The 24,960-nt window shown below is 67.0% G+C and carries 20 protein-coding genes; 10 read left to right on the forward strand and 10 right to left on the reverse strand.

Annotated features, from left to right (window positions below; all coding sequences use genetic code 11):
- Positions 1-72 precede the first annotated feature (72 nt).
- From tpx to KHO18_RS17960, 3 genes are all read left to right on the forward strand, one after another.
- Complete coding sequence (gene tpx, locus KHO18_RS17950) at positions 73-573, forward strand: thiol peroxidase (protein ID WP_144201355.1); 501 nt, start codon at positions 73-75, stop codon at positions 571-573.
- A 111-nt stretch (positions 574-684) separates the two neighbouring features.
- Positions 685-1,632 carry a carbohydrate kinase family protein gene (locus tag KHO18_RS17955; protein WP_144201353.1) on the forward strand — a complete coding sequence of 316 codons (948 nt, stop codon included), beginning with the start codon at positions 685-687 and terminating at the stop codon, positions 1,630-1,632.
- Between the two features lie 99 nt (positions 1,633-1,731).
- A complete protein-coding gene (locus tag KHO18_RS17960; protein WP_377731995.1) occupies positions 1,732-2,211 on the forward strand; it encodes an outer membrane lipoprotein in 480 nt (159 codons plus the stop codon).
- A 225-nt stretch (positions 2,212-2,436) separates the two neighbouring features.
- Here KHO18_RS17960 and KHO18_RS17965 read toward each other — a convergent pair whose 3' ends face one another.
- A complete protein-coding gene (locus KHO18_RS17965; RefSeq protein ID WP_144201350.1) occupies positions 2,437-3,033 on the reverse strand; it encodes a histone H1-like DNA-binding protein in 597 nt (198 codons plus the stop codon).
- 1,564 nt (positions 3,034-4,597) lie between these two features.
- On the opposite strand from KHO18_RS17965, the gene KHO18_RS17970 reads away from it, so the two are divergent.
- Together KHO18_RS17970 and KHO18_RS17975 are read left to right on the forward strand one after the other, a co-directional pair.
- Entirely contained in the window at positions 4,598-5,062 is a 465-nt protein-coding gene (locus tag KHO18_RS17970) for a DUF2147 domain-containing protein (protein ID WP_144201346.1), read from the forward strand.
- A gap of 192 nt (positions 5,063-5,254) precedes the next feature.
- Positions 5,255-6,229 (forward strand): tripartite tricarboxylate transporter substrate binding protein, encoded by a 975-nt coding sequence (locus KHO18_RS17975; protein ID WP_144201344.1) that lies wholly within the window; start codon positions 5,255-5,257, stop codon positions 6,227-6,229.
- A gap of 226 nt (positions 6,230-6,455) precedes the next feature.
- On the opposite strand, the gene KHO18_RS17980 is transcribed toward KHO18_RS17975, so the two are convergent.
- Entirely contained in the window at positions 6,456-7,346 is an 891-nt protein-coding gene (locus KHO18_RS17980) for a LysR family transcriptional regulator (protein WP_144201342.1), read from the reverse strand.
- Positions 7,347-7,515: 169 nt separating this feature from the next.
- Here KHO18_RS17980 and KHO18_RS17985 point away from each other — a divergent pair, with 169 nt between their 5' ends.
- The gene (locus tag KHO18_RS17985; protein ID WP_144201340.1) at positions 7,516-7,914 is read left to right on the forward strand and encodes a tautomerase family protein; all 399 of its coding nucleotides are present in this window, start codon (positions 7,516-7,518) and stop codon (positions 7,912-7,914) included.
- 120 nt (positions 7,915-8,034) lie between these two features.
- Entirely contained in the window at positions 8,035-8,868 is an 834-nt protein-coding gene (locus KHO18_RS17990; protein WP_144201338.1) for an aldo/keto reductase, read from the forward strand.
- Positions 8,869-8,922: 54 nt separating this feature from the next.
- Here the strand turns inward: KHO18_RS17990 and KHO18_RS17995 are convergent, their stop codons facing one another.
- A complete protein-coding gene (locus KHO18_RS17995) occupies positions 8,923-9,360 on the reverse strand; it encodes a hypothetical protein (protein WP_144201336.1) in 438 nt (145 codons plus the stop codon).
- A 185-nt stretch (positions 9,361-9,545) separates the two neighbouring features.
- Between KHO18_RS17995 and KHO18_RS18000 the strand changes: the two genes are divergently transcribed.
- Complete coding sequence (locus KHO18_RS18000; protein ID WP_144201334.1) at positions 9,546-10,145, forward strand: BPSL1445 family SYLF domain-containing lipoprotein; 600 nt, start codon at positions 9,546-9,548, stop codon at positions 10,143-10,145.
- Positions 10,146-10,317: 172 nt separating this feature from the next.
- Positions 10,318-11,256 (forward strand): recombination-associated protein RdgC, encoded by a 939-nt coding sequence (locus KHO18_RS18005; protein WP_211943648.1) that lies wholly within the window; start codon positions 10,318-10,320, stop codon positions 11,254-11,256.
- 79 nt (positions 11,257-11,335) lie between these two features.
- Here KHO18_RS18005 and KHO18_RS18010 read toward each other — a convergent pair whose 3' ends face one another.
- Positions 11,336-12,310 carry an MDR/zinc-dependent alcohol dehydrogenase-like family protein gene (locus KHO18_RS18010; protein ID WP_211943649.1) on the reverse strand — a complete coding sequence of 325 codons (975 nt, stop codon included), beginning with the start codon at positions 12,308-12,310 and terminating at the stop codon, positions 11,336-11,338.
- A gap of 224 nt (positions 12,311-12,534) precedes the next feature.
- Here KHO18_RS18010 and KHO18_RS18015 point away from each other — a divergent pair, with 224 nt between their 5' ends.
- Complete coding sequence (locus tag KHO18_RS18015; protein WP_211943650.1) at positions 12,535-15,576, forward strand: glycosyl hydrolase family 95 catalytic domain-containing protein; 3,042 nt, start codon at positions 12,535-12,537, stop codon at positions 15,574-15,576.
- A gap of 88 nt (positions 15,577-15,664) precedes the next feature.
- On the opposite strand, the gene KHO18_RS18020 is transcribed toward KHO18_RS18015, so the two are convergent.
- The 6 genes from KHO18_RS18020 to KHO18_RS18045 form a co-directional block, all read right to left on the reverse strand.
- The gene (locus tag KHO18_RS18020; RefSeq protein ID WP_144201326.1) at positions 15,665-16,849 is read right to left on the reverse strand and encodes a ribonucleotide-diphosphate reductase subunit beta; all 1,185 of its coding nucleotides are present in this window, start codon (positions 16,847-16,849) and stop codon (positions 15,665-15,667) included.
- A gap of 139 nt (positions 16,850-16,988) precedes the next feature.
- A complete protein-coding gene (locus KHO18_RS18025; RefSeq protein ID WP_144201324.1) occupies positions 16,989-19,922 on the reverse strand; it encodes a ribonucleoside-diphosphate reductase subunit alpha in 2,934 nt (977 codons plus the stop codon).
- A gap of 517 nt (positions 19,923-20,439) precedes the next feature.
- The gene (gene ampD, locus KHO18_RS18030; RefSeq protein WP_144201322.1) at positions 20,440-21,033 is read right to left on the reverse strand and encodes a 1,6-anhydro-N-acetylmuramyl-L-alanine amidase AmpD; all 594 of its coding nucleotides are present in this window, start codon (positions 21,031-21,033) and stop codon (positions 20,440-20,442) included.
- Positions 21,026-22,693 (reverse strand): sigma-54-dependent transcriptional regulator, encoded by a 1,668-nt coding sequence (locus tag KHO18_RS18035; RefSeq protein ID WP_211943651.1) that lies wholly within the window; start codon positions 22,691-22,693, stop codon positions 21,026-21,028. The genes ampD and KHO18_RS18035 overlap by 8 nt, the downstream gene beginning before the upstream one ends.
- Before the next feature lie 31 nt (positions 22,694-22,724).
- The gene (locus KHO18_RS18040) at positions 22,725-24,770 is read right to left on the reverse strand and encodes a sensor histidine kinase (RefSeq protein ID WP_144201318.1); all 2,046 of its coding nucleotides are present in this window, start codon (positions 24,768-24,770) and stop codon (positions 22,725-22,727) included.
- The coding region (locus KHO18_RS18045) for a PP0621 family protein (protein ID WP_280527765.1) at positions 24,767-24,960 on the reverse strand (194 nt) is incomplete at its 5' end. The genes KHO18_RS18040 and KHO18_RS18045, both read right to left, overlap by 4 nt.

A 24,960-nucleotide genomic window follows, 5' to 3' on the forward strand; every position in this document is an offset into this window, starting at 1 on the left:
GCGCCCCGCCGCGCCGGCCCGGTCCGCACCGGACGGCGCGGACGAACATCCCATCCCAGTACAGGAGTGACCATGAGCAATGTGACCCTCGGCGGCAACGCCATCGAAGTTGGCGGCAAGTTTCCCCAGGCAGGCGACAAGGCCCCCGACTTTTCCCTCGTGGGCAAGGACCTGAAGGATGTGAAGCTGGCCGACTTCGCCGGCAAGCGCAAGGTGCTGAACATCGTGCCGAGCCTGGATACGCCGGTGTGCCAGGCATCCGCGCGCAAGTTCAATGAAGCCGCCAGCACGCTGGACAACACCGTGGTGCTGACCATCTCGGCCGACCTGCCGTTCGCCATGGGCCGCTTCTGCACGGCCGAGGGCCTGGCCAACGTGGTGACGCTCTCGACCATGCGCGGCGCCGAGTTCAAGAACGCCTATGGCGTGGACATCAAGACCGGCCCGCTGGCCGGCGTGACCGCGCGTGCCGTGGTCGTGCTCGATGAAAACAACGCCGTGAAGTACAGCGAACTCGTGCCCGAGATCAAGCAGGAACCGAACTACGACGCCGCCCTGGCCGCGTTGAAGTAAGCTGCCGGAGGCATTCGGCATCACCGGTATCTGACAAGTACGAACGCCGCCCGTCTCTGCACGGGCGGCGTCTTTTTCAACCGTATCAACCGTATTCGATTGCGAGGAAGAATGGCCAGCCTGATCTGTGGCTCCGTTGCCTACGACACCATCATGACGTTCGACGGGCGCTTCCGCGAACACATCCTGCCGGACCAGATCCACATGCTGAACGTGTCGTTCCTGGTGCCGGGCATGCGGCGCGAATTCGGCGGCTGCGCCGGCAACATCGCCTATACGCTCAAGATGCTCGGCGGCGAGCCGCTGATCATGGGCACCGTGGGCGAGGACGCCGGTCCGTACCTGGATTACCTGCGCAACCTCGGCATCGTCACGGATCACATCCGCACGCTGCCGGAGACGTTCACCGCGCAGGCGATGATCACCACCGATCTCGACAACAACCAGATCACCGCCTTCCACCCGGGCGCGATGAGCCAGTCGCAGCTGAACAGCGTGCAGGACGCGCTGACGGGCGGCCGCCAGCCCGCCCTGGGTATCGTGGCGCCGGACAGCCGCGAGGGCATGCTGCACCACGCGCAGCAGTTCGCCGACGCCGGCATTCCGTTCATCTTTGATCTGGGTCAGGCCATGCCGCTGTTCAACGGCGAGGACCTGCGCCAGTTCATTGAACTCGCCAGCTACGTGACGGTCAATGACTACGAAGCGCAGGTCCTGCTGTCCCGCACGGCCTGGACCAGCGCCGAAGTTGCCGCCAAGGTCCGCGCGTTCATCGTGACGCACGGCGAGCGCGGCGCCAGCATCTTTGCCGATGGCCAGCAGTACGCCATTCCGGCCGTGCCCGCCGAACAGGTCGTCGACCCTACCGGCTGCGGCGACGCCTTCCGCGGCGGCCTGCTCTTCGGCATCGAAAACGGGTTGGACTGGGAAACCACCGGCCGCCTCGCCTCGCTCATGGGCTCGCTCAAGATCGCCCGCCAGGGGCCGCAGAACCACTGGCTCTCGCGCGAGGACATCGGCAACCGGTTCCAGTCCGCATTCGGGTACCGCTACGCGTAACCCGGACGCTGCCCGGCGCCGCGCCCACCGGGCTGCGGTGTCCGGCCAGCCTCCGCGAACGTTGCGGACGCGCGGGTCTTTACGGGAAGGAAGTCAATCATGAGAAACATCGTGCCGAACATCGTCCGCACCGGCGGCGTGGCCGTCCTGGTGGCGGCAAGCCTGGTCTCCGGCTGCGCCAGCTGGTCGAACTCCAACAGCGTCTACACCTCGGGCCAGGCCCAGCGTGAGCAGACCGTGCGCTACGGCGTGGTGGAGGGCGTGCGCGAGGTGCTGATCCAGGGCGGGCAGACCGGCGCGGGCACGCTGGCCGGCGGCGCCATCGGCGGCATCGCGGCGGGCAGCACCATCGGCGGCGGCAACGGCGCGATTGCGGCGGGCCTGCTGGGCGCGGTAATTGGCGGCCTGGCCGGCAGCGCGGCGGAGAACAAGATCCAGCAGCGTCGCGGCCTGGAGATCACCGTCCGGCTGGACAACGGCGAGATGCGCGCCATCACCCAGGAAGCCGACGAGGCATTCCGCCCCGGCGAGCGCGTGCGCCTGCTGTCCTCGGGCGGCGTGACCCGCGTGACCCACTGATCGCACCACGCACCTGGACCGGGCACACCGTGCCCGACCCTAACGCCGCGCGCCTCCGGGCCGCGGCGTTTTTCTTTGGGCGATAAAAAACCCGCCGGGCGAATGCCATCGGCGGGTCGGCAAGACAGCTGTCTTGCGGACCGGATACGGCGTATCCGGTCAGTGCGGCACGCGATGCGTGCCCTGGCGCGTCCCAGTTGTGATCGTTCGCACGAGGCGAAGCGATTACGGACGGGTACCCGTCGGGAACGGCCAGGCCGCAGCCGGGTTCAGCGCGGTCTTTGCAGCAGCAGCGGGTGCAACGGCAGGTGCCGCGGCAGGCTTCGCAGCAGGCGCCTTCTTGGCAGCCGGCTTCTTCGCAGCAGCCTTCTTGGCGGCCGGCTTCTTGGCAGCGGTCTTCTTGACAGCAGCCTTCTTGGCCGGTGCAGCCTTCTTGGCCGGAGCGGCCTTCTTGGCTACAGCCTTCTTGGCGGCCGGCTTCTTGGCGGCAACGGCCTTCTTGGCCGGGGCCTTCTTGGCGGCTACCTTCTTGACCGCGGCCTTCTTGGCCGGCGCTGCCTTCTTGGCAACTACCTTCTTGGCGGCAACCTTCTTGGTCGCGACCTTCTTGGCGGCTACCTTCTTCACAGCGGCCTTCTTTGCCGGTGCCTTCTTGGCGGCTACCTTCTTGGCAGCAACCTTCTTGGTTGCGACCTTCTTGGCAGCAGCCTTCTTGGCGGCCGGAGCAGCCTTCTTGGCGGCGACCTTCTTCACGACGGCCTTCTTGGCGGCCGGCTTGGCGGCTTTCTTAGCCGCCGGCTTTTTCTTTGCAGCAGTTGCCATGGATAACTCCTTCACTAGCGTGAAATATCGAATGACCTAGGATGGCGACCCGACCGACCCGAAGCGCGATACCGCGTGACTCCAGTCGAGCGAGCGATTCATCGGCGCACGGCACAGCTTCGGTCGCACGCTAATGAATTCGGTGGCAGGGATGCCGCGACACGCGGCGTTCAAGCGGCAGCGCAACGGACCCCCGCGGGCGGCAAAGCCAGCCTGCAGGCGGGTGTCCGGGGCGTGCCGCGCCCTGGAATATTCGATTGGCCCGCGCCGCCCGTTACGTCGGCGCACGACCAGGAAAGAGGAGATATCGGTCAGCAGGCCTGCGGTGCGGGCATGGCCTCGCGCACGGCAGACGGCAATCATTCGGGGGTAGCTCGCCCATCCCGTCACTGGGCTACAGGAGACTGCACGCGTTTTGAGAAGCCGCATCGGCTTGGTCTGCGTCAAAGTTCTGGTGCTCCTCGGCTACCCGCATTCACTGCATCGAATCATCGCCATCATCGTTGCTTCTGCTTGTTGCTTGTCGCTGCGATACGTCGATGCAATGAACTGAGACTCTTGTCAAGGCGAATCATAATTCGTTTGTTCGATGATGTTAAGAAAAAAGTGCAAAAAAACTTGCGTGCGCGAGCGAGTCGATCTACTTCGCTCGCGCATCGCGATGACGGCATCATCGACACGCTTGTTCATCTCGACTTCCACACGCCATCCGAAGTTCCTCCGCGAGGTCGACGCGCGTCGATTCGATGACGCCGCGCGCTGTGTCGCAAGCCCTCGCGTGACACCTCGGCGCCTCCGCTCACACGCCGCCGAAGCATGCCGTGCGCGCCGTCATCGCGCGCGGCCGCGCACCGCGCGATTCACCGGAAAGCCGCATGCACGCTGGCTTTCGCGGCGATCGCATCGACCATGCGTGGTCTCTCGCCATGGCATGCCGGCAGCGTACGCGCACGCCGTCATGACCTCGCGCGGCAACGCACCGGCGCTCGCTCGGCACGCGTCGCGCGCATCGATGCGCCTGGGTCCAATGCCATCGCGTCGGACATGCGCCGACATCGGTGTGCGTCGATCCGACAGTTGCGCGAGTACGACGAAAGAGTGATGCGTCAGCGCAACGGTTTGTCACCGCACGCGATGCGATGACGAGGTTTCGACACGCTTCGACACGTCATCGACATGCTCCGGCAGCGCGTGGCACCACCCCGCGACACGCCTGATACAGCGTCGCGCCGCGCGCCTGCGAGGCAGCGCTGCGTGGTCAGAGAACGCAGCGTGCCGAGATGGGTGTGGAAGGGGTGTCGATGGAATGCCAGACCGCGGTCCGCACGCCACCGGACGACCCCGGAGTTCCCCTTAGAGGAATGCTTCGGCCCCGCCGCGCAGCGCCGCATGCTGCACGGCATAATCCCGCAAACCCCCGTACGGCGGTCGATTGCGGGCAGCGGCGGCGTGCCGCTGGTGCGTACGCAAACGCGCGGCGGTGATTGCAGCGCGGCGCGTGCGCCAGTAGATTGGCGTCGCGACACCTTCGCACGATCCCGACACACTGAACCAGGAGACCCCCATGCGCATTTCCCTCCCACGCTCGCTGCGGCACGCCACCGTGTTCGCGGCCGCCTTCGCCGCCAGCGCCGTCGCGCTCGCGCAGGCCACGCCGGCTGGCACGTGGAAGACCATCGACGACGCCACCGGCAAGCCGCGCGGCGTGATCGAGATCAGCGAGAAGGACGGCATCTACAGCGGGCGCCTCGTGAAGAGCCTCGTCGAGACCGCCGAGAGCAAGCCCAAGGTCTGCGACAAGTGCACCGACGCCCGCAAGGACCAGCCGGTCATCGGCATGACGCTGCTGACCGGCCTGCGCAAGACCGGCGACAACGAGTACACCGGCGGCGAGATCCTCGACCCCGAGACCGGTAAGCTCTACAAGTGCAAGATGGCGCTGGCGGACGACGGCAAGAAGCTCAACGTGCGCGGCTTCATCGGCATCAGCCTGATCGGCCGCACCCAGACCTGGGAACGCGATCATTGACCGGTCATCGGTTCCCGCACGCCGTCCTCGCCATCCTCGCCGTCACACTGTGCACGGCATGAATAGCGCCGCCGCCCACCCCGGGCGCCGGCGGCCCCGCCTCCCGCTGCGCTGACCCACCGTCAGGCAATTGACAGCCGCCTTCGGTACCATCGACGTCGGTACCCACCACAACAGATACCGGAGACAAGCATGCGTATCCCCATCCATGGCGGGGCGATGGCCATCGCCCTCGCCACCGCCGCACTGTGCGGCGCCGCCCCGGCCCATGCCGCTGACGCCTGGCCCAACCACGTGATCAAGTTCGTCGTGCCGTTCACGGCGGGCGGCGCCAACGACCTCGTCGCACGGGCGGGCGCCGAGGCGGTGAGCAAGCGGATCGGCCAGCCCGTGGTGATCGAGAACCGGCCGGGCGCCGGCGGCGTGGTCGGTGCCGACTATGTCGCCAAGAGCAAGCCGGACGGCTACACCTTCCTGGTGGGCGCCGTGGGCACGGTCACCAACAGCCTGATTCGCACGAAGATGCCGTATGCGCCCGATGACCTCGTGCCGGTTGGGCTGATCGCGGTCAGCCCGTCGGTCATCGTCGCGTCGCCGTCGCTGCCGGTGAACAACCTCAAGGATCTGATCGAGTACTCGAAGAAGCAGGGTGGCGCGCCGTTCGCCACCGCCGGCAGCGGCAGCACGCCCCACTTCGTCGAGGAGATGCTCAAGGAGAAAGGCGCGCAGCTGACGGTGGTGCCCTACAAGAGCGGCTCGGAGAGCATCACGGCGGTGATCGGCGGCCAGGTGGCGGCGACTTCGGAGGCCAGCGTGGTGGTATTGCCACAGATCAAGGCCGGCAAGCTCAAGGCGCTGGGCGCAACCTGGGACAAGCGCATGGCCGCGGCGCCCAACCTCCCCACCACGGCCGAGCAGGGCCTGCCCGAGGTGCGCATCGGCCATTGGGCCGGCATCTTCGCGCCGAAGGGCACGGATCCGGCGATCATCAAGCGGCTGAATGCGGAGTTGACCGCTGGCATGCAGACGCAGGAGATCCGCGAGCGGCTGCTGCCGAACGGCATCGAGCCGGCGGGCGGCTCGGTGGAGAGCTTCGTCGCCTTCATCCAGTCCGAGCGCGATCGGCTCGGTCTCCTGGCGAAGAACGCGCACATGACCGCCGAGTAATGCTTACAACGCTGTGATGACGCTGTGACGAGATAACGGCCCGCACGACGGGCCGTTTTTCGTTTTTCTGCTATGCCAGCGAGGCTGGGTACGGCGTTGCGGATCGACCAGTTTTCATTGAAGTGATGGTTGATCGTAGCGGCGAAGCATGTACAAAGTCAGACATACTTGCGTCGCTTGCGACGCATTTGTTCCGAATGGCAATAGCCCTCAGCCGCAATAGCCCTCAGCCGAGTTGCTCGCTTAGCGCGAGGCGCGCTTCGCCGATGAATTCGCTCTCGCCGCGCCGGGCGGGCAGCAGGTAGAACTCGGCATCGGGCAATGTCGGCAGGCGCCAGCGCGAGACGGCGGCGGCATCGAGCGGCGTTACGCCCGGCCCGATGGCCGACGCGTTGAGGCATGACACGCCGAGCCCCGCCGCCAGCGCGAGGTGCAGCCCCGCCACGCCGGACGCCGAGTGGGCAATGTCAAACGCGCGCTTCCGGCGCATCAGCAGCTGCACCACGAACTGGTGCATCGAGCAGGTATCGGGCAGCAGCACCAGCGGCAGCGTGGGCTGCGGCGACTCGGCGATCTCCGGCGCGGCCACCCAGGCCAGCCCTTCCCGCCGCAGCAGCGTGCCGGCACGGTCGGCGCGCTCTGCACGGTCGGCACGCGTGGCGCGAATCAGCCGCATGCTGAGCCCGATGTCGAAGGTGTCCAGGTCAGCGGCGGCCTCGATCGCGGCGCTCTTCATCACCGTGACGTGCAGTTTCAGATACGGATAGCGGTCGCGCAGCCGGCGCAGCATGCCGGCGATCTCGCCCGGCCGGAAGTAATCGGTCACGGCAAGCCGCAGTTCGCCATCCAGGGTGCGGCCGCGCAGCTCCTGCATTGCCATGTCGTTCAGCGACAGGATGCGGCGCGCGTACTCCAGCAGCCGCGCGCCGGCCGGCGTAACCGCCGCGCCCCTCTTGCCGCGTGTGAGCAGCGGCACGCCGGCGCGCTCCTCCAGCTTGCGCAACTGCTCGCTGACCGACGATTGCGACAGAAACAGGCGCGGCGCCGCCGCCGAGAGGCTGCCACTGTCGGCCACCGTCACGAATGTCTTCAGTTGATCGGTCTCGAATCCTCGCATCACGCCTGCTCCCGTCCCTGGTCACACCCCACTATCTCGCATTTTTACGATTCGGTGTTACCGATGGATGGTATCGCATATTCCTGCTTTTCCGATGTGATGGCGAACACTACGATAGGTTCCACGACACCGATTTCCGGTTCGCACCATCCAGAACAAGGAGCCAGCCATGCCCCACATCAACCTCCAGATCTCCGGCCAGCCCGACGCCGAACTGACCCGCCGTGCCGCCGCCACCGTGGCCGAACTGACCCAGCGCATCCTGCGCAAGGAGGAGAACGTGATCGCCGTGACCGTGGGCTACCTGCCGCGCGAGCAATGGATCATCGGCGGCAAGGCGCTGTCCGAGCGCAGCGATGGCCGCAACGCCTTCCAGCTCGACATCAGCGTGACCGACGAGACCAACACCAAGGCCGAGAAGGCGCAGTACCTGAAGGACACGTTCGCCGCGCTGTCCGAGGTGATTGGCGATGTGAACAAGGTGTCGTATATCCACGTCATCGACGCCCGCGCAGCCGCCTACGGCTATGGCGGGCTGAGCCAGGAATATCGGCACCAGCACGGTTGAGAGGTCCGGGGGACCCCGAGCGGCCCCCTGCCGGGCGCCCACCTTGTGCCGGCCGGCATTGTTAACTAGTGTGATGGAGCGCGGCGTGGCCACGCCGCCCCATCACACCGGAGCCAATCGATGAAGACCGTCACGCTGCCCGGCGGCGAGCGCGTGCCCGCGCTGGGCATGGGTACCTGGAATATCGGCGATCACCGCGACACGCGCGCCGAGGAGATCGCCACGCTGCGGCTCGGGCTGGACCTCGGGCTGCGGCTGATCGATACCGCTGAAATGTATGGCGAGGGGTTGTCCGAATCGCTGATCGGCGAGGCCATCGCGGGTCGGCGCGACGAGGTGTTTCTCGTCAGCAAGGTCTACCCGCACAACGCCAGCCGCGAAGGCGTGGTGGCCGCGTGCGAGCGCAGCCTGCGCCGGCTGGGCACCGACCGGCTCGACCTCTACCTGCTGCACTGGCGCGGCGGCGTGCCGCTCGAGGAGACCATGGCGGCGTTCCTGGCGCTGCGCGAAGCCGGCAAGATCCGGCATTTCGGCGTCAGCAACCTCGACCTGGGCGATATGGAGGAACTGTGGGAGGTGCCGGGCGGCGGCGAGGTAGCGGCGAACCAGCTGCTCTACAACCTGAGCCGGCGCGGCATCGAATTCGATTTGTTGCCTTGGCAGCGTGCACGCGGGGTGCCGGTCATGGCCTATTCCCCGATCGAGCAGGCCCGGCTGCTGCGCCACGCGGGGCTCCAGCGCTTTGCCAAGGCCCACGGCATGACGCCGGCCCAGGCGGCGCTGGCGTGGTTGCTGGCGTCGGACGATATCATCGCCATTCCCAAGACCGGCAGCCGTGACCGCCTGCGCGAAAACCTCGGCGCGCTGGCGCACCCGCTGACAGCAGAACAGCTTGCCGAACTCGACAAGCTGTTTCCGCCGCCGCGGCGGGCCGAGCCGCTGGCGATGCTCTGACTATATATATAGAGGGGGCGTGAATCGGCCCCGATCCGGGCCGATCCGGGCCGATCAGCGCTGGCTGGCCTTGTAGCGCTCCACTTCCACGTAGCGTGTCAGGTAGGTGCGCGCCTTCTCGCGGGTGTCGGTGGTCACGCGGTCGGCGGCCTGCCGGGCGCTGGTCTGGCCGTGCGCCGAGCTCATCTGGGCCGAGAGATAGGACTGGAAGGCGTCGTGCATCACGCCGAGCTGCGCCTTGCAGGCGTCGATGGCGCCGGCGGCCACGTCCTTCGAGGTGCCCTTCCCTTTCGCGCCGTCGTCGGCCTTGTCCTGCACGCATTCCATGTACTTGGCGCGTTCGGCCTGCCAGCCTGAGTTCAGCGTGGCGACTTCCTGCTTCTGGCTCGGGGTTTCCACGGAGGCCGGGGAGGCGCACGCCGCCAGCAGCACCACGGGCACGATCGAGCCCAGGGAAATGAAGGGAGAGAGGGGGGCAAATGTCTTTTTCATGCTCGACAGACCGCCCACACGGGCGGGCGGTTCCTAAAGTGCGCTGGCGCATTTGCAAGAAAGTATGTCAGACCGCGTGTCAGAGTCTCTCCTGCCCAGTGTCAGACAAAATCGCATTTGCCAATGTGCGCTTGACGCCTATGCTTTAGAGGCGGTTGCAACACACCACCCTCCTGGAGGAAATAATGAAACGTCGAACCTTCCTGTCCGCTGGCGGTGCCGGTCTTGTCACGGTTTCCGGTCTGTCCCTTGGCGCGCTCTCGCTCGCCGGCTGTACTACCACGGGCCCGGGCGACACGGGCGACAAGACCGCCAAACGGCGCGAGATTGACGCCGGCGCCACGGACACGCTGAATCGGCTGTATTCCACGGTCAAGGGGTCGCAGGATCTTGGCAACAAGGCACGCGGCATCCTGGTTTTCCCGAAACTGCTGTCGGCAGGCTTCGTCGTGGGCGGCGAGTATGGCGATGGGGTGCTGCGCTCCGGCGGCGCCAATCGTGGCTACTACCGTGCCATCTCGGGCTCCATCGGCTGGCAGATCGGCGCCCAGTCCAAGGCCTTCGTGCTGATGTTCCTGACCCAGGATTCGTACGACAAGTTCGTGCGCAGCAACGGCTGGCAGGTCGGGGCCGATGCCACCGTGGCCCTGGCCACGATCGGCGCCAACGGCCAGCTGGACACCAACACGGCCCAGCATCCGATTGTCGGCTTCGCCATGACCAACGCGGGCCTGATGGCCGGCCTGAGCCTCGAAGGCACCAAGATCTCTAAGCTCGATATTTGAGATTGCAGCATGGCGCGCACTGACGCGGAGGGGCTGACCTCCGCGCCGTGCGCGCCTTTTTCTTGCCCCGCCATTTCACGTCCCGTTTCCCGTCCCATTTCCCGCCATTTCTCGGCACCGCCCGCTCAACCAGATAGAATTCGACCCTTTCCGTTCTCGTGGCCGAATTCTCATGTGGTTTAAGAATCTCCAGATTCATCGCTTCACCGCCCCGTGGACCCTCAGCGCCGAAGACGTAGAGGCCAGCCTGGCGAAACACGCCTTCTTCCCGGGCACCAGCCTGGAGCCGCAGACCCAGGGCTGGGCATCCCCGCGCGACAACGGCCAGCTTGTGCACTGCGTCAACAAGCAGATGCTGCTGGTGCTCCGTACCGAAAAGAAGCTGCTGCCGGCCACCGTGGTCAACCAGGTGACCAAGGCGCGCGCCACCGAGCTGGAGGAGCAACAGGGCTTCAAGCCGGGCCGCAAGCAGCTCAAGGAACTGAAGGAACAGATCACCGAGGAACTGCTGCCGCGCGCCTTCAGCATCCGCCGCGATACCCGGGTCTGGATCGACCCCGTGAATGGCTGGCTGGCCATCGATGCCGCCGCCACGGCCAAGGCCGACGAAGTGCGCGGCATGCTGTTCAAGGCCATCGATCCGCTGCCGGTGACGGGCCTGCACGTGAACCAGTCGCCGGTGGCGGCCATGACCGAATGGCTGTCCACGGACACCGCGCCCCCAGGCTTCACCGTGGACCAGGAAATCGAGCTGCAATCGAGCGCCGAGTCCAAGGCCACGGTGCGTTACGTGCGCCATCCGCTCGACCCTGAGGATCTGCGCCGCCATATCGCCGCCGGCAAGCGCTGCACGCGGCTGGCCATGACGTGGAACGACCGCGTCTCCTTCGTGCTGACCGAGAACCTGGCGGTCAAGCGCGTGGCGCCGCTGGACGTGATCAAGGAACAGGCCGACGGCACCCTGCATGACGAAGCCGAGCGCTTCGACGCTGACTTCGCGCTGATGGCTGGCGAGCTGGCCGGCCTGCTGGGCGACCTGACCGACGCGCTCGGCGGTGAACGCAAGGCCGACGGCGGCGCCAGCCAGCCCGAGGTACGCAAGGCCGCCTGAAGGCCCATAAAGGCAGCCTGAAGCCAGCCTGGAGGGGCCTGGGGCGGCCTCCTGCCCCGGGCAGCGCTGGCCCTCACCCTCAAGCCTCGCGCTCGTCCAGCGTCAGCACGATGCGCCGGTCCTGCCGCCCCGCCCGCTCCCATGCCTCGGCCACCTCGGCCATCGGCATGGTTTCCAGGTCGAGGCGCAGGTCGCCATCCAGTGCGTACATGAGGATGTCCTCGACGTAGGCTTTCACATAGTCCTCCGGCGGATAGCTGGCCGGCCCGTAGCCCATCAGCCTGAGTCGCGAGTCGCGCAGCGACTGGGCGGGCAGGACGATGTCGCCCCCGGGCCGCTCGGACACCGAGACCAGCCGCACGCCGCGATCGTCGGGAGACGGCATGGTGTGGTCCGAGCGGGCCAGCGCAGCCGCCAGCACCTCCACCGGCTCCCCCCAGATGTAGTCCAGGATCACGTCGATCCCCTCCTCCGCATAGGCCGAGAACGTGTGTTCAAGCGCGTTGCGCGGCATGCGCAGGTCGACCGTGGCATCCGCCTCCAGCGTGGCCAGTGCCTCCTGGCGGTGCCCGGCGGCGATGATCCGCTTGGCGCCTAGCAGCCGCGCCGCCTGGACCGCCATGCGCCCCGCCGCCGTGGTGGCGCCGAGCACCATCACCGTCTCGCCGGGCTCCAGTTCGGCGCGGTGCGCCAGCGGCAGCCACGCCAGCAGCGCCGGCCGCACCAGCGCCGCCGCGAACTCGCCCGGCAGGCCCGCCGGCAGCGGTACAACCCAGTCCGCCGGCGCGAACTCGGCCATGGCGCCGAACGGCCGCCGCGTGATGCTGAAATAGACGCGCTCGCCACCGGCTGTATGGCCGACGCCATCCACCCCGCAGACCACCGGCAGCGTGAGCGGGCTGCTGGCGTGCATCCCGGCGGCGGCCTGCCGGTCGATTGCATGGATGGCGGCGGCACTCACCCCCACCAGCCGCTCGCAGTGCGTGGTGTCGGGGTCGGGGAAGGACTCGAAGCGCGGAATATCGCCCAGGCGGTGCAGAACCACGGCTTGCATCGGAAAACTCCTAGTTGGAACGTCCATCGGACAGGGAAAGCGAACCTTTCTGTCGACGATGGTAGGGAGCATTCCAGCCCGGGTATGTGAGCCGATTCTGAAAAATTCGGCGGGCGGCCGTGGCCCGCGTGATCCATTGTGCGGGGCCGGGCGATGCGGACACTGAAGGTCCCAGTGGAATCGATGGCGAGGTGCCAGTCGATCCCTTTCCGCAAGGAGGATCCATGTCCGATCTCAGCAACCTGCGAGCCAGCCCGCCCGGGCCGCGCGCCATCTGGTTCGATACGCCCGCCACCCGGTGGGAGTCGGAAGCCCTGCCGATTGGCAATGGCCGCGCCGGCGCCATGCTGTTCGGGGATACCGGCAACGAGCGTATCCAGTTCAACGAGCAAAGCCTCTGGGGCGGGGTGAACGACTACGACAGCAGCAACTACGATACCGGCGAGCTGGGTTTCGGCAGCTATCTCGACTTCGGCGAGATCAACGTGGCGTTCGGCACGGACCCGGTCGTGACGTTCCCACAGGCCCATGGGACCATGGCGGGCAACGAGGGCGTCAGCAGTTCGGTCGATGCCAATCCGAACACCAAATGGTGTGTCGCCGGCCCGGGCACGTCTGTCATGTGGCAGGCGCAGCTGCCGTTGCCCCGGCGGATCACCGCCTACAGCCTCACCAGCGCCAATGACCGGCCGGAGCGGGACCCCCAGGAATGGATCCTCCACGGTTCCCACGATGGCGAGACCTGGACGCTCCTGGACGCCCGCAACCCGGGCATCCCGTTTGAATCGCGCAGGCAGACACAGACGTTTCCGTTCGAGAACGTGCAGGAATTCCTGCTGTACCGGTTCACCTTCGTGCCGCCGCCCGGGGCAACCCACTTCCAGGTTGCCGAAATATCGCTCGACGGCGTCGATCTCGTGCCGCCTCTCCGACTGTTCATTTCCTCGCCCAGCGGCGACGGCGACGGGTCGTCAACTGGCAACCAGGATGTCTCGCGCACCTGGGACAAGGACCACGGGACGAAATGGTGCGTGGAATCTCCGACGGAAGCCGTCGAATGGCAGGCGCATTTTCCGCAGCCGGCCGTGGTGACGGAATATTCCCTCACGAGCGCCAATGACGTGCCGGACCGCGATCCCCGGCAATGGACCCTGTCGGCGTCCGCCGATGGCGCGGCATGGACCGTGCTCGATACCCAGCATCTCGACGAGCCATTCGAGCATCGCCGGCAAACCAGGACGTTCCCGATCGGCAATACCAGCGCCTACCGCTACTATCGGTTTGCCTTTACGCCGACGCCGGGGGTGACCCATTTTCAGGTGGCGGAGATCGGATTATCGGGCGATGCGGCAACGGAGGCGGCGTATCGGACCATCGCCAATTATCGGCGCCTGCTCGACACCAGCACCGGAATTCATACCACGCGGTTCATGGCCGACGGGAATCTGGTGACGCGCGAAGCGTTCGCCAGCCATGCCGACGACGTATTGGTGTTCCACTACACCTCCGCCCTGCCAGCCGGGCTCACGGGGTCACTGACCCTGCAATCCGCGCACGGCGCCACGGCCAATGTCGAACATGGGCACCAGGTCAGCTTCGCCGGCGTGCTGAAGAACGATCTCCACCATGCCGCCGGCGTGCGCCTGCTGCATCAGGGCGGCACGTTGGTCATGCAGGGGAATTCGCTGCGCCTTGTCGGCTGCGACGCCGTCACGCTGTTCCTCGATGCGCGGACGAACTACCTGCCGTCGCGCGAGCATGGCTGGCGCACGCACCACAATCTCCCGGCCGTCATCAACCAGACGCTCCAGGCCGCCGAGCAGGCCGGTTTCGCGGCATTGCGAAAACGTCACATCGACGATTTCTCGCCCCTGATGTCCCGGGTGGCGGTGGATTGGGGCCAGAGCGCGCCGCATATCAGGAAGTGGGCGATCGACCGGCGGCTGGCGGCTTATCGGGCCAGCTTCGACGATCCGGAACTGGAGCAGACCCTGTTCCACTTCGGGCGCTACCTGCTGGCGAGCGCCTCGCGCGCCGGCGGACTGCCCGCCAACCTGCAAGGCTTGTGGAATAACTCGAACACCCCGGCCTGGGGCGGCGATTATCACAACAATATCAATGTGCAGATGAACTACTGGCATGCCGAGGTCACGAACCTCAGCGAATGCCATCAGCCCCTGATCGACTTCGTGGTCGATGCCGTGGAATCCTGCCGCGAAGCCTCGCGCAAGGCGTACGGCGCCACGGTGCCCGGCTGGACCGCGCGCACCTCCCAGAGCATTTTCGGCGGCAACGGCTGGGACTGGAATACCGTTGCCAGCGCCTGGTATATGCAGCATTTCATGGAGCGGTTCCATTTCACGCAGGACCGGGATTATCTGCGCGACACGGCCTATCCGATGATCAAGGAGGTATGCACGTTCTGGGAGCACCGGCTGAAGCGGCGCGCGGATGGCAAGCTGGTCTCGCCGGACGGCTGGTCGCCCGAACACGGGCCGCACGAGGATGGCGTGATGTACGACCAGCAGATCATCTGGGACCTGTTCCAGAACTACCTGGAAGCCGAGGACATTCTCGATCTCGATCCCGGCTACCGCGCCACCGTGCAGGTGTTGCAGGACCAGCTCGCGCCGAACCTGATCGGCCGCTGGAATCAGCTGCAGGAGTGGCAGGAAGATATCGACAATCCCGCAGACAGGCACCGGCACACCTCGCACCTGTTCGCGGTCTATCCGGGCCGCCAGATCACGCCGGACACGAGCCCGGCGTTCGCGGCGGCGGCGATGGTATCGCTGCGGGCGCGGTGCGGCGACTTGGGGGACATCCCGTTCACGCCGGCATCCGTCACGGGCGATAGCCGGCGTTCCTGGACCTGGCCGTGGCGCTGCGCGCTGTTCGCCCGCCTGCTGGATGGCGAGCGCGCGCTGGTCATGGTGCAGGGATTGCTGACCTACAACACGCTGACGAACCTGTTCTGCAACCATCCCCCGTTCCAGATCGACGGGAATTTCGGCTTCGGCGCCGGGGTCACGGAAATGCTGCTCCAGAGCCACAGCGACATGATCGAGCTGCTGCCGGCCTGCCCGGCCGCCTGGGGGGCACGCGGTTCCTTCAGCGGTCTGCGCGCGCGTGGCGGCTACCTCGTCGGGTGTTCATGGGTCAACGGCACGGTCGTGAACTATTCGGTCGTGGCGGACCGGGCGCCCAACAAGCACAAGGTACGGGTGAAAGTGAACGGCGTGGTGGAGGAGATCACGCCTGCCTGAAAGCAAACAGGCGATGCTCTCGCATCGCCTGTTCACGGGTTCTGCCGGTTTCAGCGGCTGCCGGGGCCGGCAGCCTGCTGTCGCCGCCTCAATCCCAGGACAGCGCCCCGCCGGTCTGGTACTCGATCACGCGCGTCTCGAAGAAGTTGCGCTCCTTCTTCAGGTCGATCATCTCGCTCATCCACGGGAACGGGTTTTCCTCGTTCGGGAACAGCTGCTCCAGGCCGATCTGCTGGCAGCGGCGGTTGCAGATGAAGCGCAGGTACGACTTGAACATCGGCGCGTTCAGGCCCAGCACGCCGCGCGGCATGGTGTCTTCGGCGTAGCGGTATTCCAGATCCACGGCCTGCTTGAACAGCTCCGTGATCTCGGCCTTGAAGTCGGCCGTCCACAGGTGCGGGTTCTCAAGCTTGATCTGGTTGATCAGGTCGATGCCGAAGTTGCAGTGCAGCGACTCGTCGCGCAGGATGTACTGGTACTGCTCGGCGGCGCCGGTCATCTTGTTCTGGCGGCCCATCGCCAGGATCTGCGTGAAGCCCACGTAGAAGAACAGGCCTTCCATGATGCAGGCGAACACGATCAGGCTCTTGAGCAGCTTCTGGTCGTTCTCGGGCGTGCCGGTCTTGAACGACGGATCGGTCAGCGTGTCGATGAACGGGATCAGGAACTCGTCCTTGTCGCGGATCGACTTCACCTCGTGGTACGCGTTGAAGATCTCGGCCTCGTTCAGGCCCAGCGACTCCACGATGTACTGGTAGGCGTGCGTGTGGATGGCCTCCTCGAAGGCCTGGCGCAGCAGGTACTGGCGGCATTCCGGCGCCGTGATCTGGCGGTAGGTGCCCAGCACGATGTTGTTCGCAGCCAGCGAGTCGGCCGTGACGAAGAAGCCCAGGTTGCGCTTGATGACGCGGCGCTCGTCCTCGGTCAGACCATTGGGGTCCTTCCACAGGGCGATGTCGCGCGACATGTTGATTTCCTGCGGCATCCAGTGGTTGGCGCAGCCGGCCAGGTACTTCTCCCACGCCCACTTGTACTTGAACGGCACCAGCTGGTTCACGTCGGTGGAACCGTTGATCACGCGCTTGTCGGCGGCGTTCACGCGGCGCTCGCTCTGTACGGCGGCGGCGTTCGGGTTGTTGCCCAGGATGCCCGGCTGCGTGGCGGCCGGCGGCAGCGCGCCCTGCTCGTCAGCGGCGGCCAGGGTGGCAGGTTGCAGCGCGGGCTGCGGGGCAGCCTGCGGCTTGGCTTGAACGTCGTCGTCCCAGCTCAGCATGTTATTTCTCCGTTGTTCGTCGATGGCTGGCGTTGGCCAGCACTGGCGCCCGCGTCATGGGGCGCCGGCCCTCTCCCCCGGCCCCTCTCCCGCGAGCGGGCGAGGGGTGCAAACCGTTGGGGGGCTTGTTACGTCTTGCTTACTGGCAGGCTTCGCACTCGTCGAAGCCGGGGTCGCCCGGGCGCATGGTGCAGACCGCGCCTTCGGCTTCCGGCATGGCCGGCGCCGAGGCGGCGGCGGCTTCCAGCGCCGACACGCCACCGTCGCTGCCCGACGACACCGCGTTCAGCGAGCCGCGCGACACCGTGGACTTCTCCACGTGCGTGGCCGCCATCGTGCGCAGGTAGTACGTGGTCTTCAGGCCGCGCAGCCAGGCTTGCTTGTAGGTATCGTCCAGCTTCTTGCCCGACGCGCCAGCCATGTAGATGTTCAGCGACTGGGCCTGGTCGATCCACTTCTGGCGGCGGCTTGCGGCCTCCACCAGCCAGCTCGGCTCCACCTCGAAGGCCGTGGCGTAGATGTCGCGCAGGTCTTGCGGAATGCGGTCGATGCGGGCCAGCGAACCGTCGAAGTACTTCAGGTCCGCCACCATCACTTCGTCCCACAGGCCGCGCGCCTTGAGGTCGCGCACCAGGTAGTCGTTGACCACCGTGAATTCGCCCGAGAGGTTCGACTTCACGTACAGGTTCTGGAAGGTCGGTTCGATGCAGGCGGACACGCCGATGATGTTCGAAATGGTCGCGGTCGGGGCGATCGCGATGCAGTTCGAGTTACGCATGCCGTGCTGCTTGATGCGGGCGCGCAGGCTGTCCCAGTCCATCGACGAGGACATGTCCACCTCGAGGTAGCCGCCGCGCTCTTCGGCCAGCAGCTTGAGCGAGTCCTGCGGCAGGATGCCACGGTCCCACAGCGAACCCTCGTAGGTGCTGTAGCGGCCACGTTCCTGCGCCAGTTCGTTCGATGCCTCGTAGGCGTAGTAGCAGACCGCTTCCATCGACGTATCGGCGAACTTCACCGCGGCGTCGCTGGCGTACGGCGTGCGCAGCACGTGCAGGCAGTCCTGGAAGCCCATGATGCCCATGCCCACCGGGCGGTGGCGCAGGTTCGAATTGCGCGCCTTCTCCACCGCGTAGTAGTTGATGTCGATCACGTTGTCGAGCATGCGCATGGCGGTGCGGATGGTCTTCTGGAGCTTGGCGTGGTCGAGCACGTGGGTGCCGTCGGCCTGCTGCTTCAGGTGGGCCACCAGGTTCACCGAACCCAGGTTGCACACGGCGATTTCGCTCTCGTTCGTGTTCAGCGTGATTTCCGTGCACAGGTTGGAGCTGTGCACCACGCCCACGTGCTGCTGCGGGCTGCGGATGTTGCACGGGTCCTTGAACGTGATCCACGGATGGCCCGTCTCGAACAGCATGCCCAGCATCTTGCGCCAGAGCTGCACGGCCGGCACCTTCTTGAACAGCTTCAGTTCGCCGCTGGCGGCGCGGGCTTCATAGCCCAGGTAGGCCTGCTCGAACGCCTTGCCGACCTTGTCGTGCAGGTCCGGGCAGGTGGCGGGCGAGAACAGCGTCCATTCGGCGTTTTCCATCACGCGCTTCATGAACAGGTCCGGAATCCAGTTGGCCGTGTTCATGTCGTGGGTGCGGCGGCGGTCGTCGCCGGTGTTCTTGCGCAGTTCGAGGAATTCCTCGATGTCCAGGTGCCACGTCTCCAGGTAGGCGCAGACCGCGCCCTTGCGCTTGCCGCCCTGGTTCACGGCCACGGCCGTGTCGTTCACCACCTTCAGGAACGGCACCACGCCCTGGCTCTTGCCGTTGGTGCCCTTGATGTGGGAGCCCAGCGCGCGCACGTTGGTCCAGTCGTTGCCCAGGCCGCCGGCGAACTTCGACAGCAGCGCGTTTTCCTTGAGGGCTTCGTAGATGCCTTCCAGGTCGTCCGACACCGTGGTCAGGTAGCACGACGAGAGCTGCGAGCGGCGCGTGCCCGAGTTGAACAGCGTGGGCGTGGACGACATGAAGTCGAACGACGACAGCAGCTGGTAGAACTCGATGGCGCGGGCTTCGCGGTCGCGCTCTTCCAGCGCCAGGCCCATGGCCACGCGCATGAAGAAGGCCTGCGGCATTTCGATGCGCTGCTCTTCGATATGCAGGAAGTAGCGGTCGTACAGCGTCTGCAGGCCGAGGTAGTTGAACTGGAAGTCGCGCGAGGCGTCCAGCGCGGCGCCCAGGCGGGCCAGGTCATACGTGGCCAGCTTCTCGTCCAGCAGCTCGGCGGCGATACCGCGGGCGATGAATTTCGGGAAGTACTCGGCGTAGCGCGAGGACATTTCGGCCTGCGTCACTTCGCCGCCGAGGATTTCCTTGCGGATCGTGTGCAGCAGGATGCGCGCGGTGACCTGGCTGTAGTCCGGGTCCTTCTCGATCAGGGTACGCGCGGCCAGGATGGCGGAGTCGTACACCTGCGTCAGCGGCACGCCGTCATACAGGTTCTTGAGCGTTTCCTTCAGGATCGGCTCGGCGCTCACGCCCTTGCCCAGGCCGCTGCAGGCGGTGTCGATCAGCTCATGCAGCGCGGCCAGGTCCAGCACGCGGGTCACGCCGTTGTCGGTCACGTTGAACGCCACGCCCTGTTGCACGCGCGCCACGGTCTGCGCATTGGCCTGCGCGCGCTCCTGGGTGCGCTTCTCGCGGTACAGCACGTAGGCACGGGCCACTTCATGCTCGCCCGAGCGCATCAGCGCCAGTTCCACGTGGTCCTGCACGTCTTCGATATGGAAGGTGCCGCCATTCGGGCGGCTGCGCAGCAGCGCGCGCACCACGTTCTGGGTGACCTGCTCCACCAGCTCGCGCACACGCGCGGAGGCAGCGCCCTGGCCGCCGTTGACGGCCAGGAAGGCCTTGGTCACGGCGACGGCAATCTTGTTCGGCTCGAACGCCACCACGGCCCCATTGCGGCGGATGAGCTTGTAGTCCTGATAGTTGGCGGCAGCGGCGGGGGTCTGCTGCGACGTACCGGCGGCGCCGACAACGCCAGCCGATCCCGTGATTTGTTGTTCGTTCTGGGCCGTTTGCATGAGGTAACTCCTGTTTTAACCCTTGTAATGAAGTGACAAAGTCCCTAGCAAAATGCGCTTCAGAAGACACTCGACACCGGTTTTGCCGGGCGAGAACCAAACTGCACAGGCGTTCATTCTGCTAGGGACTCTTGCGATACCGCCAGCCGCGTCACTACTGTGGCGCCGGCGTCGCAATCCGTTGCGGCGCTGGCTTCACACCTCGGCCGGTTCCCCGGTAGTACCACTAGATATAGTGGTCACTGCGAAAAACTGGGCTAAGTATAGTGAAACGAATCGGAAAGACCAGTCTTGACAAGTCTGATGCCCCGCTGCGGACGAGGTGTGCGGCAGCGCCACATTCCCGCAAGCCGCGCTACGCCAAGGGATGGCGGCGGCCCGTGCGCCACCGCACAAATTTTCTAAAATTTTTTAATCGGGGCGAGTCGCCGATAGGCGGCCCAAGTGTGGGGATTTCACATCGCTGTCACGCGGGCGAATGCCTGAATATGAGGCATCGTGCACAAGGGGGTGGCGGTCAGGAACCCCGCCGATACGGCAGTAGCGCTGGCGTCACATCGGCCAGTCTGGCAAATCGGTCCCAGTCGAAATGGGGGCCGGGGTCGGTCTTGCGGCCCGGGGCGATGTCGCTGTGGCCGGCGATGCCGGTGATCGGGTAGGTCGTGCGCAGGGCGGCGACGATGCGGGCGGCGGTGTCGTACTGGCCCAGGGTGAAGGGCTGGTCGTCGGCGCCTTCGATCTCGATGCCGATGGAGAAGTCATTGCAGCGCTGGCGGCCGCAGTAGGCCGATTGGCCGGCGTGCCAGGCACGTTGCGTACACGCCACAAATTGCACCAGTTCGCCCTCGCGGGTGATCAGGAAGTGGGCGGAGACGCGCACGTCGCGGATGGTCTCGAAGAACGGGTGGCGGGCGATGTCGAGCCGGTTCTGGAAGAAGGCCTCGATGTCGCCCGTGCCGAACTGGCCCGGCGGCAGGCTGATGTTGTGCAGCACCACCACGTCCACGGGCATGCCGTCGGGGCGGGCGTCGAAGTTGGGCGATGGCACGCGGCGCGCGGCCGGCACCCAGCCGTCGGCGTCGGGCAGCCAGTCTGCGGCCACGTCAGCCATCTCGGCCCTCGCGGCCCTCGCCTTCCGCCATCGACTCGCTGTCGTCGCGCCCCTCCCGGCCATCGCGCCCTTCGCGCTCGTCGCGGATCTCCAGTTGCTGGATCCGGTAGCGCAGCTGGCGGAAGTTCAAACCCAGCAGCGGCGCGGCCGTGGTGCGGTTGAAGCCGGTCTGGCGCAGCGCGCGCAGGATCAGCTCGCGCTCCAGGGCCTCAAGCCGGGCAGGCAGGTCGATTGGGAACGTGACGTCGCGCAGCGCATCGACCATCGGATCGATGGATGGCTGGGGCAGGGGCTGCGGCGCCTCGGCAGCACCACCCGCCGCCTCCGGCGCCGTCAGGCTGGCCGCCGACCATGCGGGGCTGCCCCAGGTCTCGTAGCCGGTCGGCGCGGCGTTGGGCACGAGGGCCGCCACCGGCGCGGGCGCGCCTTGCAGCGGGCTGGCGCGATCCACGCCGGCTTCGAGCGGACCGAGGTCCGCTACCTCGATCTCGTCCGATTCGGCGAAGGCGTAAGCGCGTTCCAGCAGGTTTTCGAGTTCCCGCACGTTGCCGGGGAAGCGGTATGCCGCCAGCCGCGCCAGCGCCGGGCCGGACAGCCGGCGCGGCCGCGCATCGCCATAGCGCACGGCCAGGTGTTCGAGGATGACCTGCGCCAGCACCGGAATGTCCTCGCCACGCTCGCGCAGCGTCGGCATGCGCAGCTCCAGCACGTTCAGCCGGTAGTACAAGTCCTGGCGGAACGAGCCGGCGGCAACCATCGCGGCCAGATCCTTGTGGCTCGCGCACATCACGCGCACGTCCACGGTGTCTTCCCGACTGGCGCCGATCTTGCGCACGCGCCGCTCCTGCAACGCGCGCAGCAGCTTCACCTGCATGGTCAGCGGCAGGTCGGCCACCTCGTCCAGCAGCAGCGTGCCGCCGTGCGCGGCGTGGAAGAAACCGCCGCGCTCGGCGTCGGCGCCCGTGAACGCGCCCTTCACGTAGCCGAAGAATTCCGACTCCATCAGCGTCTCGGGAATCGCGCCGCAGTTCACGGCCACGAACGGGTGCGCGGCGCGGGCGCTCACGGCGTGGATGGCGCGCGCCGCGCGCTCCTTGCCGCTGCCCGATTCGCCGCTGATCACCACCGGCGCCATGCTGCGCGCCAGCCGCGACAGCGAGCGGCGCACCTCCTGCATGGCCGGGGACAGCCCCGGCAGCAGTCCGGCGGCGCGGTCGGCCGCTTCCGCGGCCTCGGCAGCCTCGGCGCTGCGCGCGCCGCCCTCGGCGGGGTTACGCTGCTGGCGGCCCAGCGCGTTCAGGATCAGGGTGCGCAGCTGGTCGAGCGAGACCGGCTTGGCGATGTAGTCGAACGCGCCGGCCTTGAGCGCATCGACGGCATTGTCGGCGCTGCCGTAGGCGGTGATCACGGCCACCGGCGTGCGCTCGGGCGAGGCCGACAGCTGCCGCACAACCTCGATGCCCAGCCCGTCGCCCAGCCGCATGTCGGTCAGCACCAGGCTGTAGCGGCGCTCCGCCAGCCGCAGCCGCGCCTCGGCCAGCGAGCCGGCCATCACCACGTCGTGACCCATGCGGCGCAGCGAGATGTCCAGCAGCTCGCGCAGGTCGGCCTCGTCGTCGATGACGAGTATCGGATCGGGAACGGGCGGTCTGGCGGACATGGCGTGGGGGTTGGGTTGCGGGGGCGGCGGATCAGGCCTGGGCGGCCGGGGCGGCCGGTACGACATCGGGCGTCTCGATCCGCATCGTCAGCACAAATGCCTTGGCCGGCAGTGTATCGCGAGCGCCGGGCCCGAGCAGCCCTGTGCGTTCCAGCAACGGTTCCAGCGCGATGGTGCCGTAGCGCACCTGGGCGTCATTGGCGCCGCACAGCTCGCGCGCCATGAACAGGCCCAGCCCGGTGCCCTGCGCGTTGCTGGTGAAGAACGGCTCGAACAGGCTGCGCTGCTGCTCGCGCGTGACCTCGGCGCCGTCGTTCCAGACGATCAGTTCGGCATGGTGCTGGTCCAGCGCATGGGCCAGCAGGCGGATGGCGCCGGGCAGCCGGCTGCAATAGCGCCAGGCATTGTCGAGCAGGTTGCCGAGCACCTGCTGCAACTGCGCGGCATCGAAGATCACCGGGCGTTGCAGGTCTACGGCGAGGCGGATCGCATTGACGTTGATGTCGGCGCGCGGGCCGCCGCGCGAGCGCATCTCCAGCCGCCAGCGCTCCACGATCTCGGGCAGCGCCTGGCCCAGCTCCACCGCGCTGTGGCCGGTGCGGGGGCGGCGCGAGAGCTGCAGCACATCGGACACCACCTGGTCGAGCCGGCGCACGTTGTCGCTGATGATGCGCAGCAGCCGGGCGTCGATATTGCCCTCGCCCGCCCCGGAATCGGCCAGCAGTTCGTTGGCCTGGCTGATGGCCGCGAGCGGGTTGCGGATCTGGTGCGCCACGCTGGCCACCAGCCGGCCCATGCCGGCAAGTTTCTCCTGCTGCACCTGCTCGGCAATCCGTTCCCAGCTTTCGATGTGGACCAGCACCGTGTCGCGCATCTCGCTGCGCAGCAGCGTCTCGTCCTCGGGGCTCCAGGCCATGGCCTCGTTCTGGGCGATGGCCAGGCGAAGCCGGGCCGCGCCTTCGGGCGACATGTCGTTCCAGCCGACGGTATCGAGCGCGCTGGGCGTGGTCAGGGCCCCGCCCAGCGTGGACCGCAGCCCGGCCAGCCCCGGCAGCACGAAGCGCAGCCGCAGGCGGGTGTGCAGCATCGGCCCGCCCAGCGCCGACGGGCGCGACGGCAGCGGCAGCAGCTGCAGGATGCGCGGCACATCGTCATTGGTCTGGATCCAGTCGCGCAGCATTTCCATCAGCGGCTGCAGGCGCGGAATGCGGCGCAGGTCGAACAGCACCTTGTCGCGCTCGCCGGCGCGCACCTGCCCTTCCCGGATCCGCTCGTGCGGCTGCACGCCCAGCAGCACCACGGCGGCGGGGTTGGCGGCCACCACCACGCCGTTGGCGCGCACCAGCATCACGCCGTCCTGCATGTCGTTGACCATGAGCCGGTTCACCAGCTGCTGCAGACGCAGCTCGCGCTCGCGCGCCAGCGCAATCTGCTCCTGGGCGATCTGCCGGTTGGCGAGCATGTACATCACCAGCGCGGCGATCATGAACACCAGGCCGAACAGGCCGGAACCGAGCAGGTTGGCATCGGCCTGGCGCACCAGCAGCGTCTGCACGAACGGCTGGCCCATCACCACCAGCGCCGACATCGCCGCCGCGAACAGCGCGAACATCAGGCTGGTCAGTGCCCCGGCCTCGAGCGCCGGCAGCAGGAAGATCATGGCGAGCCCCTCGCTGTGGCTGCCCAGCCGGCCCACCACCGCGAAGATCCCGGCCAGCAGCGCCAGGTCGACCATCACCTGCACGCGCACCCGCACATGGAAATGGCGGCGCCACAGCGTGCCCACCAGCGTGACCATGGCGATGCAGAGGTACGGCAGCACCACCGGCAGCGCGGCGGCCATGCGCGGATTGGCGGCCAGGGTGGCTGCAGCGCCGGCGGCCACGCCGGCATCCGGTGCGGCGCGCTCTAGCGGCAGCCACACGTAGCCCACCAGCAGCAGCGCCACGGCCGCGCGGGTCCAGCAGAAATAGCGCAGCAGGCGCCAGTGGAACTCGGGGGGCTCGGGCTGGCGCCAGAGCTCGACCAGCACGCGCCAGCCGTTCAGGCGGGACCAGGCCGAGCGGCGCGAGGTCATGGGCGCGCGTCGGTATCGCCGTGGCCGGACATCTCCGAGCCGTCCGGCAGATGGCTGCGCCGGCAGTAGTGCAGGCCGTTCCAGCCGATGGCCTCGCCGCGCGGCAGGTGCACGCCGCACTGGGCGCACTGGACCATCGGCTCGGACGCCGCCGCGCCATCGGCCTCGCGCTGCGCCGGGCCCGGGCGGG

The sequence above is a fragment of the Cupriavidus campinensis genome (assembly GCF_905397395.1).
Classification (GTDB): Bacteria; Pseudomonadota; Gammaproteobacteria; order Burkholderiales; family Burkholderiaceae; genus Cupriavidus; species Cupriavidus campinensis.